Genomic DNA, 15,798 nt, shown 5'->3' with positions numbered 1-15,798 from the left:
ACGGTGGAGTGGACCACCCCGACCGGGCACACCTACCTGACCGCACCCCACGACCACCGCGTCTGAACGGAACCAGGTAGCTGGCGAGGGGCGGACGATCAGCCATGAAGGTTCGCTCGGCCGTGGATCGACGCTGCCTGCCTGCCTGCCTGCCCGCCCACCTCGGCAGGCCGGCGCGGACGGAAGAGTCCTGTGACGTCGCGTCCAGACGGGCCGGGCGGGCGGACAACGTGGACGTCATGGACCACACCGACGTCCGCGCCCACGTCGAGCCCGACGCGCCGACAAGCCTGCGGCGCGAGGCGGTCGACGGGCGGACGGCGACGACCCGCCCGGGACCGAGCCGCTACGCCGAGCCGAGGGTGCGCAGGGCGTCGCCGTCGAGGCGGAAGGTCGTCCAGCCGTCCATCGACACGGCGCCGAGCGAGCGGTAGAAGGCGATCGACGGGGCGTTCCAGTCCAGCACCGACCACTCCAGCCGGGCGTAGCCGCGCTCGGTGCACACCCCGGCGAGGGCGGCGAGCAGGGCGCGGCCCAGCCCGGCGCCGCGGTGGGCGGGCTGCACGTAGAGGTCCTCGAGGTAGAGGCCGTGCACGCCGCGCCAGGTGGAGAAGTTGAGGAACCACAGCGCGCAGCCGACGACCTCCCCGTCGACCACGGCGACGTGGCCGAACAGCGCCGGGGCGGGGGAGAAGAGGGCCGCGGTGAGCTGCGCGGCGGTGAGCAGGCAGGAGTCGGGCTCGCGCTCGTAGGCGGCGAGCTCGTGCACGAGCCCGACCACCGCCGGGACGTCGGCCGGGTCGATCCGGCGGATCACGGGACCTGCCGGAGGTTGACGTGCACCAGGCTCGGTACCCCGCGCTCGTCGCCGAGCACCGACCAGGCGGCGGGGTCCATCGTGAACCGGACGCCCTCGGTGGCGGGCAGGCCGATCCAGCGGGCGATGAGGACGCGGGAGAAGTGGCCGTGGCCGACGAGCACGACGTCGCCGTCGGCGCGGGCGGCCTGGGCCTCGGCGAGCACCGCGTCGGCCCGGGCGCCGACCTGCGCGGCGTCCTCGCCGTTCGGGCACGGGTGGGTCCAGACCGTCCAGCCGGGGGTGGTCTCGCGGATCTCGGGGGTGGTGCGGCCCTCGCAGTCGCCGTAGTCCCACTCGGCGAGCCGCTCGTCGACCCGGTCGACGATCAGCCCGGCCAGCTCCGCCGTGACCAGCGCGCGCGTGCGGGGGCTGCTCAGCACCAGCGCGGGGGCGGTGCCACCGCGCAGGCGGACGCCCAGGTTGCCCGCGCTCCCGGCGAGGTCGCGACCCCGCTCGGTGAGCGGGACGTCGGTCCGGCCGGTGTGCTTCCCCGAGAGCGACCACTCGGTCTCGCCGTGCCGCAGGAGGAACACCCGACCAGCCATGGGGCCAACGTAGCGGGAGGTGACGGAGACGACGCGCCCGCACGCCGTCCCACGGGTTAGGATCCGGCGCGTACCCGACAGCCGAACCCCGTCGGTCCGCCCCGCTCCATCCCCGGCGGCGCGCGATCCACGGGAGGCCGTCCGGCACCGCGACAGGGCAGCCACCCGCCCTCCGGTGCACGGCGATCGACCGCCCCGCAACCGGAAGCAGCGCATCCCCATGAGTTCCTCCACCGTGTCCTCACCCGTCCCCGTCGCCGCTCCGACCCGCGAGGACGTGCTCTCCGCGCACCTCGGAGGCAAGCTCTCCACGGGTCTGACGGCGCCGCTGGACAACGCCCGTGACCTGGCCATCGCCTACACGCCCGGGGTGGCCGAGGTCAGCCGCGCGATCGCCGCCGACCCCGCCCTGGCCGCGCGCTACACCTGGACGAACCGGCTGGTCGCCGTCGTCAGCGACGGCACCGCGGTGCTCGGGCTGGGCGACATCGGGCCGCGCGCGTCGCTGCCGGTGATGGAGGGGAAGTCGGCGCTGTTCAAGGCGTTCGGCGGGCTCGACTCGATCCCGCTGGTCCTCGACACCACCGACGTCGACGAGATCGTGGAGACCCTTGTCCGGCTGCGCCCCAGCTTCGGGGCGGTCAACCTGGAGGACGTCTCCGCGCCGCGCTGTTTCGAGCTGGAACGGCGGCTGATCGAGGCGCTGGACTGCCCCGTCATGCACGACGACCAGCACGGCACCGCGATCGTGCTGCTCGCCGCGCTGCGCGGGGCGTGCGCGGTGCAGGGTCGCGAGCTCGGAGGGCTGCGGATCGTCATCTCCGGCGCGGGGGCGGCGGGCGTCGCGTGCGCGCGCATCCTGCTGGCCGCCGGCGCGTCCGACGTGACCGTGCTCGACTCGCGCGGCATCCTGCTGCCCGGCCGGGCCGGGGTGACGGGGGAGAAGGCCGCGCTGGCCGAGGTGACCAACCCGCGGCGGCTCTCCGGGGCCACCGCCGAGGCGTTGACGGGCGCCGACGTGTTCGTGGGCCTGTCCAGCGCGACGCTGCCGGAGGATCTGCTGGCCCTGATGGCGCCGGAGCCGTTCGTGTTCGCGCTGTCCAACCCCGATCCCGAGGTGCACCCCGACGTCGCGGCCCGCTACGCCGCGATCGTCGCCACCGGACGCAGCGACTTCCCGAACCAGATCAACAACGTGCTGGCGTTCCCCGGGGTGTTCCGCGGCGCCCTCGACGCCGGTGCCCGGCGGATCACCGAGGCGATGAAGCTGGCGGCCGCCGACGCGATCGCGGCCGTCGCGCTCGACGACCTGGCGCCCGACCGGATCGTGCCGAGCCCGTTCGACCCGCGTGTCGCCCCCGCCGTGTCGCAGGCGGTCGCCGCGGCCGCCGGAGACCCGATCTGACTCGGAGTGACCTCCAGTTGGGCCCCCGGCCTGCGTGTTCGTGATCGGGGGCCTCTCGTTGTCACTCAGCGTGCTGACCAGGGCGTTCACTCACTCGGGGCGGCGTAGGCCGATCGGGAAGAAACCCCGGATCGGGTGCGCGGTTGCGTCGTTGTGACGAGTGACCGACTTTGCGTGACAGTGGGAGTGCCCGTGGACGAGCTCGGAGATCGGCGGAGCACCGACCGGCCGACGCCCGCCGCGGGCGAGCTCGCCGAGGGCGCCGGCGGGGCCGTCGCGCGGGCCGAGCTGCTGCGGTCCCGGCAGGCCGTGCTGGGCGGCGCGACGCCGGTGGACCGCGCGCTGTTCGCCCGCGCGGTCGGCCGGGCCGTCGCCGAGACCCCCGAGCCGTCGCCGGTCACCCCGGAGACCGGGGCGCGGGTGGCGGCGCACCGGCTCACCGAGCCCGAGGCGCCGGTGGGGCGGCGGGCGGCGGAGGCCATCTCCGCGCTGAGCGGGGAGCCGGACACCCGGATGTCGGACCTGCACGACCTGGCCCCCGAGGAGCACACCGACCCCGAGGGGTCCCCGGTGCTTCCGGCGCTGCGCACCGCGGTGTTCGGTGCGGGCCGGGGCGCGTCGGACCTGGGCGGGCCGCTCCCGGGCGGCGGGGTCGTCGGCGGGCCGGAGATCGTCTCGCTGCCCGCGGCCCCGGCGCTGGTCTGCGACCGCGACGACCGGATCGTGCGCGTCAACGCCCCGCTGCTGCGCCTCGCCGGGCGCTCGGGCGGCCCCGGGGCCGGCGACAACGCGGCCGACGCCGAGGCCGGGCTGTTCGGGATGCGCCTGCCCCAGCTCGTCACCGGCCCCGACACCGACGCCCGCCTCGTCCGCCCCGACGGCGAGCGGGTGCGGGTGCGGGTGGTGCGCTGGGAGCTGCCCGGCCGTGAGCTGCGCGCGGTCGTGCTCGTGGAGCTGCCCGACGGCGGCGAGCAGGAGCGCGTCGACCGCCGCTGGATGGCCGAGCTAGAGCGCCTCGCGGGCGTCGGTACCTGGAGCTACGAGCTGGGCGCCGCCACCCTGAGCCGCAGCGAGTCCCTGCTGGCGCTCTACCGCCGCGCCGGGGTCGAGCCGGAGGGCGTCGACGGGCCGGTGGAGGGCGAGCAGGTCTCCCTGCTGTGCCGCGGCCTCCGCGGGGGCGGGGCCGCGGCACAGCACCACGTCGAGCTGCGCCTGCCGGGCGAGCGGCTGCTGAGCTGCCGCGCCGAGGTCGAGACCGCCCCGGACGGCACGCCGGTCCGGCTGGTGGGCGTGGTGCGCGACCTGTCCGAGCAGCGCCGCGCGCAGGACCGGGTGCGGCACGCCGGGCGGCGCTTCGCCGACCTCATGGAGATGGTGCCCTCGGGCGTGGCCATGATCGACCCGAACGGTGTCGTGATCGACGCCAACGCCAACATGTGCGCGCTGCTCGACGTCCCGCTCGACGCGCTGCGCGGCACGTCGGCCGCCGACCTGACCGCCGAGGGCCCGTTCGACCTGCTGGGCCCCGACCGCGCCGAGCTGCCCGGCTGGCTGCGGCCCGTCGCGCCCGGCGCCCGTCACGGCTACCGCGTCGACGCCGCGCCGCTGCTGCGCGCCGACGGCACCACGGTCTGGTGCGAGGTCAGCGCGTCGGTGTCGACCGCCGACGACGGCAGCTGGTTCTGGCTGGTCGCCTGCACCGACATCGGGGAGCGTCGCCGGGCCGCGGAGGTGCTGCGCAGCGCGGGCACCGTCGACGAGCTGACGCGCCTGCCCAACCGCGCCGCCTGCCTGACGATGGTCGACGCGCTCCTGGTCGGGTCCGGGCGCGACCGCGTCGCGGTGGTCTGCGGCGACCTCGACGACTTCGCCCGCGTCAACTCCTCGCTGGGCCACGAGGTCGGCGACGACCTGCTGGTCTCGCTCGCCGGCCGGCTGCAGCGCGAGCTGCCCGTCGGCTGCACGGCCGGGCGCCTGTCGGGTGACGAGTTCGTCGTCATCTGCGCCGACCACGCCGAGGTGGGCGGGCCCGACCAGCTCGCGCGCCTGGTGGCCGACCTGCTGCGCACCACGCTCACGGTGCACGGGCAGCCGGTGCAGATGACGGCGTCGGTGGGGCTGGCGACGCCGGTCCCGCTCGGCGACGTGCGCGCGGCGGACCTGCTGCGCTTCGCCGAGGTCGCCATGCAGGACGCCAAGCGGCGGCAGTGCCGCGGAGGGATCGGGATGGCCACCGACGGAGTCGTCAGCTCGGCCACGCAGGCGCTGGCGCTGGAGGCCGAGCTGCGGGCCGCGATCACCGGCACCGGGCTGGTGCTGCAGTACCAGCCCGTCGTCGGACCGGACGGCACGATCCTCTCGGCCGAGGCCCTGGTGCGCTGGCACCACCCCGAGCGCGGGGTGATCCCGCCGAACGACTTCCTGCCGGTCGCGCAGCGCAGCGGCCTGCTGCGCGAGCTGGACCTCTGGGTGCTGCGCACGGCCTGCGCCGAGGCGGCGAGCTGGCCCGAGCACCGCGGGCGCCGCCCGTCGGTCGCGGTCAACCTGGCCGGCCTGCTCCCCGGTGACGCCGACTTCCTGCCGGTCGTCGACGCGATCGTCACCGGGTCGGGCCTGGACTGGGGCCACCTGGTGCTGGAGCTGGTCGAGACGAGCCTGGTGGCGCTCCCGCCGCACGCGCTCGCCGCGATGGCCGAGCTCGTCGACCGCGGCGTCCGGTTCGCCGTCGACGACTTCGGCACCGGCTACTCGTCGCTGGCCCGGCTCAAGGACCTCCCGGCGCAGACGGTGAAGGTCGACCGCGCGTTCGTCACCGGGGTGGCCGACGACCCGGCGGCGTTCGCGGTGGCGCGGGCCGTCGTCGACATGGCGCGGGCGATGGGCCGGACCACGGTGGCCGAGGGGGTCGAGACCGCCGAGCAGTTCCACGTGCTGCGCGGCATCGGCGTCGACGCCTACCAGGGCTGGCTGTTCTCCCGGCCGCTGCCGGCTCCGCGGCTGCGCGAGGTCTTCGCCGGTGGGCGGCTCGCGACCCCGGCGGCGTCGGCGGCGTCGGTCGGCTGAGACCGCGCCCGGCTGAGTCTCCGTCCGGTCACAACTCCTGCGGGCCGTCCCCGATCGGGCTAGCCTGCTGCTTCGTGCCGCCCGGCAGGCGGGCGCTGAACAGGGGGTCCCTCGGATGATCGAGTTCCGGGGCGTGACCAAGCGTTTCCCCGACGGCACCGTGGCGGTCGACGAGCTCGACCTCACCGTCACCGACGGCGGCATCACCGTGTTCGTCGGTCCGTCCGGCTGCGGCAAGACCACGTCGCTGCGGATGATCAACCGCATGATCGAGCCCAGCGGCGGCACGATCGAGATCGACGGCACCGACGTCATGTCCGGCGACGCCGCGCACCTGCGGCGGGGGATCGGCTACGTGATCCAGCAGGCGGGGCTGTTCCCGCACCGCACGATCCTCGACAACATCGCCACGGTGCCGATGCTGCTGGGCTGGAGCAGGGCGAAGGCCCGCAGCCGGGCCGGGGAGCTGATGGAGATCGTCGGGCTCGCCCCGGAGATGGCCAAGCGCTACCCCAGCCAGCTCTCCGGCGGGCAGCAGCAGCGCGTCGGGGTGGCCCGCGCGCTCGCCGCCGACCCGCCGATCCTGCTGATGGACGAGCCGTTCAGCGCCGTCGACCCGGTGGTCCGGGAGAGCCTGCAGGACGAGCTGCTGCGCCTGCAGGCCGAGCTGAGCAAGACCATCGTGTTCGTCACCCACGACATCGACGAGGCCGTGAAGCTCGGCGACAAGGTCGCGGTGTTCCGCACCGGCGGCGTGCTGGCCCAGTACGACGAGCCCGGCCACCTGCTCGCCCGGCCGGCCGACGACTTCGTCGACGGGTTCGTGGGCCGCGACCGCGGCTACCGCGGCCTGGGCTTCCTCTCCGCCGACGGCCTCCCGCTCGGCGCGCTGGAGACCGTCCGGCTCGGGTCGCCCGCGCCGTCGGGGGACTGGACGCTGGTCGTCGACGACGCCGACCGGCCGCAGGGCTGGCTCGCCGGCCGCGACCGCACCGACGGGGCCCCGGTCACCGCGGAGCACCTCGTCCCCGGGGGGTCGCTCTACGACGTCACCTCCGGGTCGCTGCGCAGCGCCCTGGACGCCGCGCTGTCCTCCCCGTCGGGGCGGGGCGTCGCGGTCGACGCCGACGGGCGGGTCGTCGGCTCCATCGGTGCCGACGACGTGCTGGCCGCACTGGCCACGGCGCGGGCGGCCGCGTGAACTGGTCGTGGATCCCGCGCAACCTCGACCGCGTCGCTGAGCTGACGGTGCAGCACCTCTGGCTGGCGCTGCTGCCGGTGCTGCTGGGGCTGATCGTCGCGCTGCCGCTGGCCTGGCTCGCGACCCGGGCGCGGGTGATCCGCACGGTGCTGATCACGGTGACCGGGCTGCTCTACACGGTGCCGTCGCTGGCGCTGATCGTCATGCTGCCGCTGGTGCTGGGCATCGGGATCCTCAACCCGCTCAACGTCGTCGTCGCGCTGACGATCTACACCGTCGCGCTGCTGGTCCGCTCCATCGCCGACGCGCTCGACGCCGTGCCGCAGGCCGTGGTCGCCGCGGCCACCGCGATGGGCTACACGCCGCTGCGCCGGTTCGTCGCCGTCGAGCTGCCCCTGGCCGTGCCGGTCACGGTGGCCGGGCTGCGGGTCGCGGCGGTGTCGAACATGAGCCTGGTGACGGTCGGGGCGATCGTCGGCCTCGGCGGGCTGGGGGCGCTGTTCACCGACGGCTTCCAGCGCGACATCCCGGCCGAGATCCTCACCGGCATCGTGCTCGTGCTCGTGCTCGCGCTGCTGGTCGACGTCGCGCTGCTGGCCATCGGCCGGGCCGTCACGCCCTGGACGCGTGCCGGAGCGGGGGCCAGGGCGTGACCGGCGTCATCGACTGGTTCGCCGACCCGGCGAACTGGAGCGGCCCCGACGGCGTGCCCGTCCGGCTGCTGGAGCACCTGCAGTACACGCTGCTCGCCCTGGTGATCGCCGCGGTGATCGCCATCCCGCTCGGGTTGTGGATCGGGCACACCGGGCGCGGCGGGTTCCTCGTCGTCGGGTCGGCCAACGCGCTGCGCGCCCTGCCCACCTTCGGGTTGCTCGTGCTGCTGGCCAACGTGTTCGGGATCGCGCTGACGCCGCCGATCGCCGCGCTGGTGATCCTGGCGATCCCGCCGATGCTGGCCGGCACCTACGCCGGCGTGCAGGCCGTCGACCGCGCCATCGTCGACGCCGCGCGCGGCATGGGCATGGGCGAGCGCGAGGTGCTGCTGCGCGTCGAGCTGCCCAACGCCCTGCCGCTGATCCTCGGCGGCGTGCGCAGCGCCACCCTGCAGATCATCGCCACCGCCACCATCGCCGCCTACGTCGCACTCGGCGGGCTGGGCCGCTACATCATCGACGGCCTCGCACTGCGCAACTTCGCCGAGATGGCGGCCGGCTCGATCCTGCTCGCGCTGCTGGCGATCGGCATCGACCTGCTGCTCGCCGCGCTGCAGCGCACCGTCGTCTCACCCGGCCTGCGCACCCCCGCGGCCATCCGCACCCGTCCCCGCCTGCGTGCGGTCTGACCCCCCGAGAAGGAGCACGACCATGACCACGTTCCTGCGAGTAGCCGGCGTCGTCGCCGCACTCGGCCTGGCCCTGTCCGCCTGTGGCGGCGGCGGCGACCCGCTGGCCGGTGGCGGCACCGGGGAGACCGGCGACGCGAGCGCCCCGATCCGCATCGGGTCCGCCGCGTTCCCGGAGAACCAGCTGCTCGGCGAGATCTACGGCCAGGCGCTGGAGGCCCAGGGCGTCGCGGTGGAGATCCTGCAGCCCATCGCCAGCCGCGAGGCGTACTTCCCCGGCCTGCGCGACGGCTCGATCGACCTCGTGCCCGAGTACACCGGCGTGCTGCTGCAGTACCTGGAGCCCGCGGCCACCGAGAAGTCGGCCGACGAGGTCTACGCCGCGCTGCAGGGCGTCATCCCGGAGGGGCTGACGCTGCTCGAGCGCTCGGACGCGGAGAACAAGGACGCCGTGGTCGTCACCCAGGAGTTCGCCACGGCGAACAACCTGACGACGATCGAGGACCTCGCCCCGCTCTGCCCGACGATCACCTTCGGCGGCCCGCCGGAGTTCCAGGAGCGCCCCGACGGCATCCCCGGCATCGAGGCGACCTACGGCTGCACCTTCGCCGGCTACAGCTCGCTCGACGTCGGCGGGCCGCTGACGGTCACCGCGCTGCGCGACGGCACGGTGCAGGCGGCCGACCTGTTCACCACCGACCCGACGATCGAGTCGAACGGGTTCGTGGCGCTGGAGGACCCGCTGAACAACTTCGCGGCCCAGAACGTGGTGCCGCTGGTGAACACGGCCAAGGCCTCCGACCAGGTGCAGCAGGTGCTCAACGACATCTCCTCGCGGCTGACCACCGAGGTGCTCATCGACCTCAACGGCCGCCTCGCCGCCGACGACCGGCCCAACCCGGACACGGTCGCGCAGGACTGGCTGACCGAGCAGGGGTTGCTCTGAAGATCCTGGAGCTCCGCCGCTACCCGGTGAAGTCGATGCTGGCCGCGGAGGTCGACGACCTGGTGCTCGGCGACGGCGGCGTCGAGGGCGACCGTGCGCTGGCGCTGATCGACGCCGAGACGGGGCGGGTGGCCACGGCCAAGCACCCGCGCCTGTGGCGGGCGCTGCTGCAGTGCACGGCCACCCGCGACGGGTCCGGGGTGACGATCACCCTGCCCGACGGCCGGAGCGTGCCCGCCGCCGAGGCCGACGGGCCGCTCTCGGAGCTGCTGGGCCGGCGCGTCCGGCTCTCCGGGGAGCGGCCGCCCGGCGCGGAGGTCGAGCGGCCCGACCCGGAGGACGTGCTGGCCGAGGGGGTCGAGGCGGAGGTCGAGGCCCCCACCCTGGAGATCGCCCAGGGCAGCCCGGGGAGCACCTTCGTCGACCACTCGCCGTTGCACCTGGTCACCACCGCCACGCTGGTGCACCTCGGGGTGGAGGCGCTGCGCTACCGGCCCAACATCGTCATCGCCACGCCGCCGGGGGCCGAGCCGTTCGTCGAGAACGACTGGCTCGGCCGGGAGCTGGTGATCGGTGACGTGCGGCTGCGCGTCACGCTGCCGACGCCGCGCTGCTCGGTGCCCACCCTGGAGCACGGCGACCTGCCCCGGGCGCCCGAGGCGGTCCGGGGGCCGATGGCGCAGAACCGGGTGGAGGTCACCGGGTTCGGCGTGCTGCCGTGCGCGGGGGCCTACGCGGAGGTCCTCGCGGGCGGCACCGTGCGCACCGGCGACACCGTGGAGCTCGCTCAGCGGTAGCCGGTGGTGTCGGCGGGCCGCCCGGCGTCCTGCACCTCCACGACGTAGCGCCAGGCGTCGGGGCGGGAGCCGTCGAGATCGGTGAGGTCGTACTCCCTGGCCAGGTCGCCGCTCGACGTGCTCGCGCCCTGCCAGCGCGCGCGGTCCGGGTCGGCGGCCAGCGCGGCGACGCCCCGGCCGACCAGCCGCGGGCTCTCCGAGATCGCGAAGTGCGGCTGCCCGGCGCACGCGTCGCGCCAGTTCTCCTCGGTGACGCCGTAGCCGTCGAGCATCGCCTCCGAGCGCAGCCAGCCGGGCGTGACCGCGACGGCGGTGGCGCCGTGCGGGCCGAGCTCGTGCGCCCAGCTCCGCGCCAGCCGGATGGGCGCGATCTTGGCCAGGTCGTAGTAGACGTTGAGGCGGTAGTGCTCCGCGTTGTACGCCGCGGTGCCGTCGGTGACCTCCACGACCAGCCCGCCGGGGCGCCGGATCAGCAGCGGGAAGGCGTACCGGGCCGTGACGAGATGGGTGTCGACGGCCAGCCGCAGCAGGTGCAGCCCGGCGGCGAGGTCGTGCTCCCAGACCGGGGTGTCCCACTCGGTGAGGAGGTCGCCGCCGAAGATGTCGTTCACGACGACGTCGAGGCGGCCGTGGTCGGCGTCGATGCGGTCGACGAGGCGGGCCACCTGCTCGGGCACTAGGTGGTCGGTCGGGACGGCGACGCCGGTGCCGCCCGCCGCCGTCACCAGGTCGGCGGTGTCCTCGACGGTCTCCGGGCGGTCGTACTCCGACCGCCGGGCGCGGGTGGAACGGCCGGTGCAGTACACCGTCGCCCCGGCCGCGCCGAGCTCCACGGCGATGCCGCGCCCGGCGCCGCGGGTGGCGCCCGCGACGAGCGCGACGGTGCCGGCGAGGGGGTTCGTCGTCATACCCCCGACCCTGCCGCGGGATCCTGACATCCGGTGTCAGTGTCCGCGGACGGGGTCGTGGGCGGCCACCCGCAGCGCGCGGCCGGTCGTGACGATCACCGCGAGCAGGGCCAGGCCGCTCAGGAGCATCGACGGGCCGGCGAGGGGCTGGGTGGCGAGCATCGCCAGCGTCGCCGGGCCGTTCGCCACGTTCATGACGACCGCGGTGCCGCCGCAGACCAGCGCGCCGGCCAGCCCGACGGTGCCCGCGCCGAGCGCGAGCCGCCGGGGGTCGGGGCCACGGCGCGCCGTGGCCACCAGCAGGCCGACGGCGAGCACGCCCACCACGGCACTGGCGACGTCCTGGACGCCGGACAGGGCGGTGACCAGCGGAGGGGGCGGGCCGCTGCCGGTCCAGGCGACTCCGTGCGACCACAGCAGGTTCCACCCGAGCAGCAGCGCCGGGAACAGCACGGCCAGCAACAGGGCGGTGCGCCGGGCCTGGGCCGCGGTGAGCTCGGCCTGGAAGTGCGGGGCGAGCTCGGCGACCGTGCCGAACTCGCGCACCGCGCGGGCCGGGCACCCCGCGGCCTCGGCCGCGTCGCGCAGCCCGTCGCGGGTCTCGGCGATCATGCTGCGACGCAGGCCGCGCGGGCCCCTCAGGGCGCGGGCGAGCGCGCGGACGTGGGCGTCGACGGGATCGGTGGTCACGTCGCCCCCAGCACCGCGTCGACGACGAACCGGAACTCGCTCCACTGCGTGCGCTGCAGGGCAAGGGCGTGCCGTCCGGCGCGGGTGAGCGTGTAGGTGCGCCGCTCCCGCCCGCCGACCGTGCTCCAGGCTCCGGACAGCCACCCGGCGCGCTCCAGCCGCCGCAGCGCGGGGTAGACGGTGCCGGTCGGCAGGTCCAGCGCGCCGCCGCTGCGGGCGTGCAGCGCCTCGATCACCGCGTAGCCGTGGCGCGGCCCGGACTCCAGCACGGCGAGGACGAGACCGTCGAGGTGGCCGCGGACGGCGTCGGGCTTCACAGGTAGGGAGCCTACCCAGCCCTGTGGCGCCCTGGATCAGGGTGATCCCTGATGTATAGGTAGCGTATCTACTTATAGATTCCGCTCCGTGGACACCATGACCCCCGTCCGGCGGGGACCGCGCCGCACGCTCTGGCCACTCCGCGTCGTGCTCACCGCGCACCTGCTGATGGTGCTGGCCCAGCCGTGGCTGGCCGGGCGCTACCTCACCGGTGACGTCGACGCGATCGCGGTGCACGGGCTGGTCGGCAGCCTGCTCGCGGCCGTCGGGATGGTGGCCGTCGCCGCGACGCTGCTCTACGTCCTCGGCGGTCGCGGGCGGCTCTGGGTCGTCCCGGTCGCGGTCGCCCTGTTCCTCGCCGACGGAGTCCAGATCGGTGCCGGGTACGCCCGGGACCTGGGCCTGCACGTCCCGCTCGGCGTCGCGATCACGGTCTCGTCGGTGCTGCTGGCGGCGTGGGTGTGGAGCCCGTCGGCGGGGCGGTCCCGATGAATCGCCGGTCGTTCCTGGCCCTGCTCGGTGGCACCGTGCTGCTGGCCGGATGCGGTGCGCTGCCCGGGCAGACCGGTGAGCAGCTGGCCAGCGCGCTACCGCTGCCGGAGCCGTTCCGGGTGCCGTTGCCGGTGCCGCCGGTGGCCCGGCCGGTGGCCCCGGGCCGGTACCTGATCACGCAGCGCGTCGCCGAGGTCGAGATCCTGCCGGGCGTGCGCACCCCCGTACTGGGCTACGACGGGATCTTCCCCGGCCCCACGATCGAGTCCCGACGCGGGCAGGCGATCGTGGTGCGCCACCGCAACGAGCTGCCCGTGCCCACCGCGGTGCACCTGCACGGCGGGCACACCCCGCCCGAGCACGACGGGTGGCCGCTGGACCTGGTGCTCCCGGTCGGCGACCGGTCCGACCGGACCGGGCACCACGGGATGACGGGCGACACGAGTGCCGGGGAGCGCGACTACGCCTACCCGATGGACCAGCGCGCGGCCACGCTCTGGTACCACGACCACCGCATGGACTTCACCGGCCCGGCGGTGTACCGCGGGCTCGCCGGCTTCCACCTCGTGCGCGACGACGTCGAGGACGCGCTGCCGCTGCCCGGAGGGGAGCGGGAGCTGCCGCTGATGATCTGCGACCGTTCCTTCGCCGCCGACGGGACCTTCGCCTACCCCGGGATCGACCGGGCGATGCGGTCGGTGCCGGGGGTCGAGGCGGAGTGGACGGAGGGGGTGCTCGGCGACGTCGTGCTGGTCAACGGGGCGCCGTGGCCCGAGCACGAGGTGGACGCGGCCCGCCACCGGCTGCGGATCCTCAACGCCTCCGGCGCGCGGCGCTACCGGCTCGCGCTCACCGTCCCGGGCGGCCCGGACCTGCCGATGACCCAGATCGGTTCCGACGGCGGGCTGCTCGCCGCCCCCGTCGTGCACGACGCGATCGAGGTGGCGCCGGGGGAGCGGTTCGACGTCGTCGTCGACTTCTCCGCCGTCCCCGTCGGCACCGGGGTGACGATGACGAACACGCTCGGCACCGGCCGCACCCGCGACGTGCTGCGGTTCCGCGTGGCGCGCGCCGCGGCCGACGACTCGTTCGTGCCCGCGGTGCTGTCCGAGGTGGAGCCGCCCGTGGTGCCGGCCGGGGCGCCGCTGCGCCGGTTCGACTTCACCCGCGGCGCCCGGCACACCGACTGGCGGATCAACGGCAGGCGGTTCGACCCGCACGTCGACGAGGCGGTGAGCCGGCTGGGCGAGGTGGAGGTGTGGCGGTTCGTCAGCGACGTCCACCATCCCGTGCACGTGCACCTCGACCCGTTCCGGGTACTGCGCCGGGGCGCCCGCGGGCCCGGCCCGTTCGACGGCGGCTGGAAGGACACCGTCGACGTCCGGCCGGGCGAGGTCGTCGACGTGGCGGTGCGGTTCACCGACCACCGCGGGCGCTACGTGATGCACTGCCACAACCTCGAGCACGAGGACATGGCGATGATGGCGACCGTGCGCACGGTGTAGCCGCGGGCGTCAGCCGAACCGGTTGACCAGGTCGACGCCCAGTAGCACGAGGAACAGCGCGGCGGCTGCGCCGACCAGCACGTTGGACAGCCAGCCGCTGCGCCCCTCGGTGACGAAGCGGGTCGAGTTGAGCAGGATGAGCAGCGTGCCGCCGAGGAACGGCATGAAGGCCGCGCCGAGCACGCCGTAGACCAGCGTCAGCGCGAAGGGCTGGTCGAAGAACAGCAGCCCCATCGGCGGCACCGTCAGCCAGAGCAGGTACCCGCGGAACGCCGTGCTGCGCTCGGCCGCGCCCGCCTCGTAGGCCCGCTCGGGCACGGCGACGTCGGCGTCACGGCCGTGCGGCAGGCGCAGCGTGCGGACGGTGTCGGCGAACAGCAGGCTGACCCCGTTCCAGACGCCGAGCAGCGAGGTGGTGGTGACGGCGAGGAAGCCGACGAGGAACAGCACCCGCGCCCAGTCGCCGTAGCGCAGGCCCAGCTCGGTGCCCAGCGTCAGCAGGCCGGTGTCGCCGGAGGCCAGGTCCTGGCCGAGCAGGATCTCCGCGCCGATGATCAGCATCGCGACCACGAAGACGCCGGTCATGACGTAGCCGACGGCGTTGTCCAGGCGCATCACCGACAGCCATCCGGTGCCGCGCCAGCCCTTGGCGATCATCCAGTAGCCGTAGGCGGCCATCGTGATCGTGCCGCCGACGCCGCCGATCAGGCCCAGCACGTAGACGACCGACCCGTCGGGCAGCGTCGGGACCAGGCCGGTGGCCAGCGCGCCGAGGTCGGGGCCGATCAGCGCCGCCACCGACACCACCGACACGAACTTGACGAGCACCAGCACGGTGATGAACTTCTCGAACACCGCGTAGCGCTGGGCCCACACCAGCGCGAGCCCGACGACGCCGGCGATCATCGCCCAGTAGCGCACCGGCAGGCCGCCGAACAGCGCGTTGAGCGGCAGGCCGACCGCCGACATCGCGGTGGCGCCGTACACGAAGCCCCATACGACGATGTAGACGGCGAAGAACGTGGTGGCCCAGCGGCCCAGGCGGCGCCATCCGTCGAGCAGGGTGGCGCCGGAGGCCAGGTGCCAGCGGCCGACGCCCTCGGCGAGCGCGAGCTTGAGCACCGTGCCCAGGACCGCCGCCCACAGCAGCGCCGTGCCGTAGCGCGAGCCGGCGACCATCGTGGCGACCAGGTCGCCCGCGCCGACGCCCGCCGCCGCGGCGAGCAGGCCCGGGCCGACCTGGCGCAGCCGCGCCCCGACCCCCGTCGGTGGTGCCGTGGTGACGTACCCACCCGGTCCCTCGGTCATCAGCGCGGCCCCCCGCCCGGTTCGCCCGACCCCGGGACGGTAGCCGCGCGACGTGACGGAGGCCACCGCTGGCTCCGGGGGTGGCGGGGCGGCCGGGTGTGGGGTGGACTGGGCGATAGGGTCCGCGCGGGGCCGGAGAGCACGGGAGGGGAACGTCATGGCGAGCGTCGACGAGGTGCGGGCCAGCATGGCGCGCGCCGCCGAGATCGCGCTGCAGAGCCTGGGGCACCTGCAGCAGGCACACGACGTGCTGGCCGACGCCCGCGCGGCCACGGTGCAGACCGCCGAGGCCAGCGCGCAGGACACCGCGCACGACGCGATCGCGATGCTGTCCAAGGCGATGTCGGACATCGTCGAGGTGCAGCACACCGTCACCGCCGCGACGCAGACCGCCCAGGGCTACGCGACCAACATCTGAG

Annotated in this window: 16 protein-coding genes; 10 read left to right on the top strand and 6 right to left on the bottom strand. The window is 75.0% G+C overall.

Translation table 11 applies throughout. The features are described 5' to 3' along the window. Positions 1–346: 346 nt before the first annotated feature. Both PHY01_RS08345 and PHY01_RS08340 read right to left on the bottom strand, forming a co-directional pair. A complete protein-coding gene (locus tag PHY01_RS08345) occupies positions 347–817 on the bottom strand; it encodes a GNAT family N-acetyltransferase (protein ID WP_141277946.1) in 471 nt (156 codons plus the stop codon). Next, positions 814–1,404, bottom strand: a complete 591-nt coding sequence (locus PHY01_RS08340) for an acid phosphatase (RefSeq protein ID WP_141277945.1) — start codon at positions 1,402–1,404, stop codon at positions 814–816. Before PHY01_RS08340 ends, PHY01_RS08345 begins: the two co-directional genes overlap by 4 nt. A 220-nt stretch (positions 1,405–1,624) precedes the next feature. On the opposite strand from PHY01_RS08340, the gene PHY01_RS08335 reads away from it, so the two are divergent. The 7 genes from PHY01_RS08335 (at position 1,625) to PHY01_RS08305 (ending at position 10,158) form a co-directional block, all read left to right on the top strand. Continuing rightward, the gene (locus PHY01_RS08335; protein WP_141277944.1) at positions 1,625–2,809 is read left to right on the top strand and encodes an NAD(P)-dependent malic enzyme; all 1,185 of its coding nucleotides are present in this window, start codon (positions 1,625–1,627) and stop codon (positions 2,807–2,809) included. Positions 2,810–3,001: 192 nt separating this feature from the next. After that, entirely contained in the window at positions 3,002–5,872 is a 2,871-nt protein-coding gene (locus tag PHY01_RS08330) for a putative bifunctional diguanylate cyclase/phosphodiesterase (protein ID WP_246085772.1), read from the top strand. A gap of 115 nt (positions 5,873–5,987) precedes the next feature. Then, positions 5,988–7,073: an ABC transporter ATP-binding protein gene (locus tag PHY01_RS08325; protein ID WP_141277943.1), complete on the top strand. Its 1,086-nt coding sequence runs from the start codon at positions 5,988–5,990 to the stop codon at positions 7,071–7,073. Beyond that, the gene (locus PHY01_RS08320) at positions 7,070–7,726 is read left to right on the top strand and encodes an ABC transporter permease (RefSeq protein ID WP_141277942.1); all 657 of its coding nucleotides are present in this window, start codon (positions 7,070–7,072) and stop codon (positions 7,724–7,726) included. The genes PHY01_RS08325 and PHY01_RS08320 overlap by 4 nt, the downstream gene beginning before the upstream one ends. Continuing rightward, complete coding sequence (locus tag PHY01_RS08315; protein WP_141277941.1) at positions 7,723–8,415, top strand: ABC transporter permease; 693 nt, start codon at positions 7,723–7,725, stop codon at positions 8,413–8,415. Before PHY01_RS08320 ends, PHY01_RS08315 begins: the two co-directional genes overlap by 4 nt. A 22-nt stretch (positions 8,416–8,437) precedes the next feature. After that, positions 8,438–9,361, top strand: coding sequence for an ABC transporter substrate-binding protein (locus PHY01_RS08310; RefSeq protein ID WP_141277940.1), 924 nt, complete (start codon positions 8,438–8,440; stop codon positions 9,359–9,361). After that, on the top strand, positions 9,334–10,158 hold the full coding sequence (locus PHY01_RS08305) for an MOSC domain-containing protein (RefSeq protein WP_307723954.1): 825 nt from the start codon (positions 9,334–9,336) through the stop codon (positions 10,156–10,158). Before PHY01_RS08310 ends, PHY01_RS08305 begins: the two co-directional genes overlap by 28 nt. Here PHY01_RS08305 and PHY01_RS08300 read toward each other — a convergent pair. Genes PHY01_RS08300 through PHY01_RS08290 form a run of 3 tightly spaced genes read right to left on the bottom strand, consistent with a single transcriptional unit; the run spans position 10,149 to position 12,073 of the window. Next, entirely contained in the window at positions 10,149–11,066 is a 918-nt protein-coding gene (locus tag PHY01_RS08300; protein WP_141277938.1) for an SDR family oxidoreductase, read from the bottom strand. The genes PHY01_RS08305 and PHY01_RS08300 overlap by 10 nt on opposite strands. 36 nt (positions 11,067–11,102) lie before the next feature. Further along, on the bottom strand, positions 11,103–11,756 hold the full coding sequence (locus PHY01_RS08295) for a hypothetical protein (RefSeq protein WP_141277937.1): 654 nt from the start codon (positions 11,754–11,756) through the stop codon (positions 11,103–11,105). Beyond that, entirely contained in the window at positions 11,753–12,073 is a 321-nt protein-coding gene (locus PHY01_RS08290; protein WP_141277936.1) for a PadR family transcriptional regulator, read from the bottom strand. The genes PHY01_RS08295 and PHY01_RS08290 overlap by 4 nt, the downstream gene beginning before the upstream one ends. Positions 12,074–12,161: 88 nt before the next feature. On the opposite strand from PHY01_RS08290, the gene PHY01_RS08285 reads away from it, so the two are divergent. Beyond that, a complete protein-coding gene (locus PHY01_RS08285; protein WP_141277935.1) occupies positions 12,162–12,566 on the top strand; it encodes a hypothetical protein in 405 nt (134 codons plus the stop codon). Further along, entirely contained in the window at positions 12,563–14,071 is a 1,509-nt protein-coding gene (locus PHY01_RS08280; RefSeq protein WP_141277934.1) for a multicopper oxidase family protein, read from the top strand. Before PHY01_RS08285 ends, PHY01_RS08280 begins: the two co-directional genes overlap by 4 nt. Positions 14,072–14,080: 9 nt before the next feature. Here the strand turns inward: PHY01_RS08280 and PHY01_RS08275 are convergent, their stop codons facing one another. Then, positions 14,081–15,379, bottom strand: coding sequence for an Nramp family divalent metal transporter (locus PHY01_RS08275; RefSeq protein WP_141277933.1), 1,299 nt, complete (start codon positions 15,377–15,379; stop codon positions 14,081–14,083). A gap of 157 nt (positions 15,380–15,536) precedes the next feature. Between PHY01_RS08275 and PHY01_RS08270 the strand changes: the two genes are divergently transcribed. Then, positions 15,537–15,797 (top strand): hypothetical protein, encoded by a 261-nt coding sequence (locus PHY01_RS08270; RefSeq protein ID WP_141277932.1) that lies wholly within the window; start codon positions 15,537–15,539, stop codon positions 15,795–15,797. The last annotated feature ends 1 nt before the right edge of the window (position 15,798 follow it).

The organism is Pseudonocardia hydrocarbonoxydans (genome assembly GCF_006539565.1).
Taxonomy (GTDB): domain Bacteria; phylum Actinomycetota; class Actinomycetes; order Mycobacteriales; family Pseudonocardiaceae; genus Pseudonocardia; species Pseudonocardia hydrocarbonoxydans.
The sequence above is the reverse complement of the archived record's forward strand: the minus strand, read 5'-3'. Positions and strand labels throughout refer to the sequence as shown.

Excerpts from the sequence above, each read along its gene's own strand:
- PHY01_RS08325 (WP_141277943.1), top strand. The coding sequence starts at position 5,988 with ATGATCGAGTTCCGGGGCGTGACCAAGCGTTTCCCCGACGGCACCGTG.
- PHY01_RS08310 (WP_141277940.1), top strand. The coding sequence starts at position 8,438 with ATGACCACGTTCCTGCGAGTAGCCGGCGTCGTCGCCGCACTCGGCCTG.
- PHY01_RS08335 (WP_141277944.1), top strand. The coding sequence starts at position 1,625 with ATGAGTTCCTCCACCGTGTCCTCACCCGTCCCCGTCGCCGCTCCGACC.
- PHY01_RS08300 (WP_141277938.1), bottom strand. The coding sequence starts at position 11,066 with ATGACGACGAACCCCCTCGCCGGCACCGTCGCGCTCGTCGCGGGCGCC.
- PHY01_RS08340 (WP_141277945.1), bottom strand. The coding sequence starts at position 1,404 with ATGGCTGGTCGGGTGTTCCTCCTGCGGCACGGCGAGACCGAGTGGTCG.
- PHY01_RS08270 (WP_141277932.1), top strand. The coding sequence starts at position 15,537 with ATGGCGAGCGTCGACGAGGTGCGGGCCAGCATGGCGCGCGCCGCCGAG.
- PHY01_RS08280 (WP_141277934.1), top strand. The coding sequence starts at position 12,563 with ATGAATCGCCGGTCGTTCCTGGCCCTGCTCGGTGGCACCGTGCTGCTG.
- PHY01_RS08275 (WP_141277933.1), bottom strand. The coding sequence starts at position 15,379 with ATGACCGAGGGACCGGGTGGGTACGTCACCACGGCACCACCGACGGGG.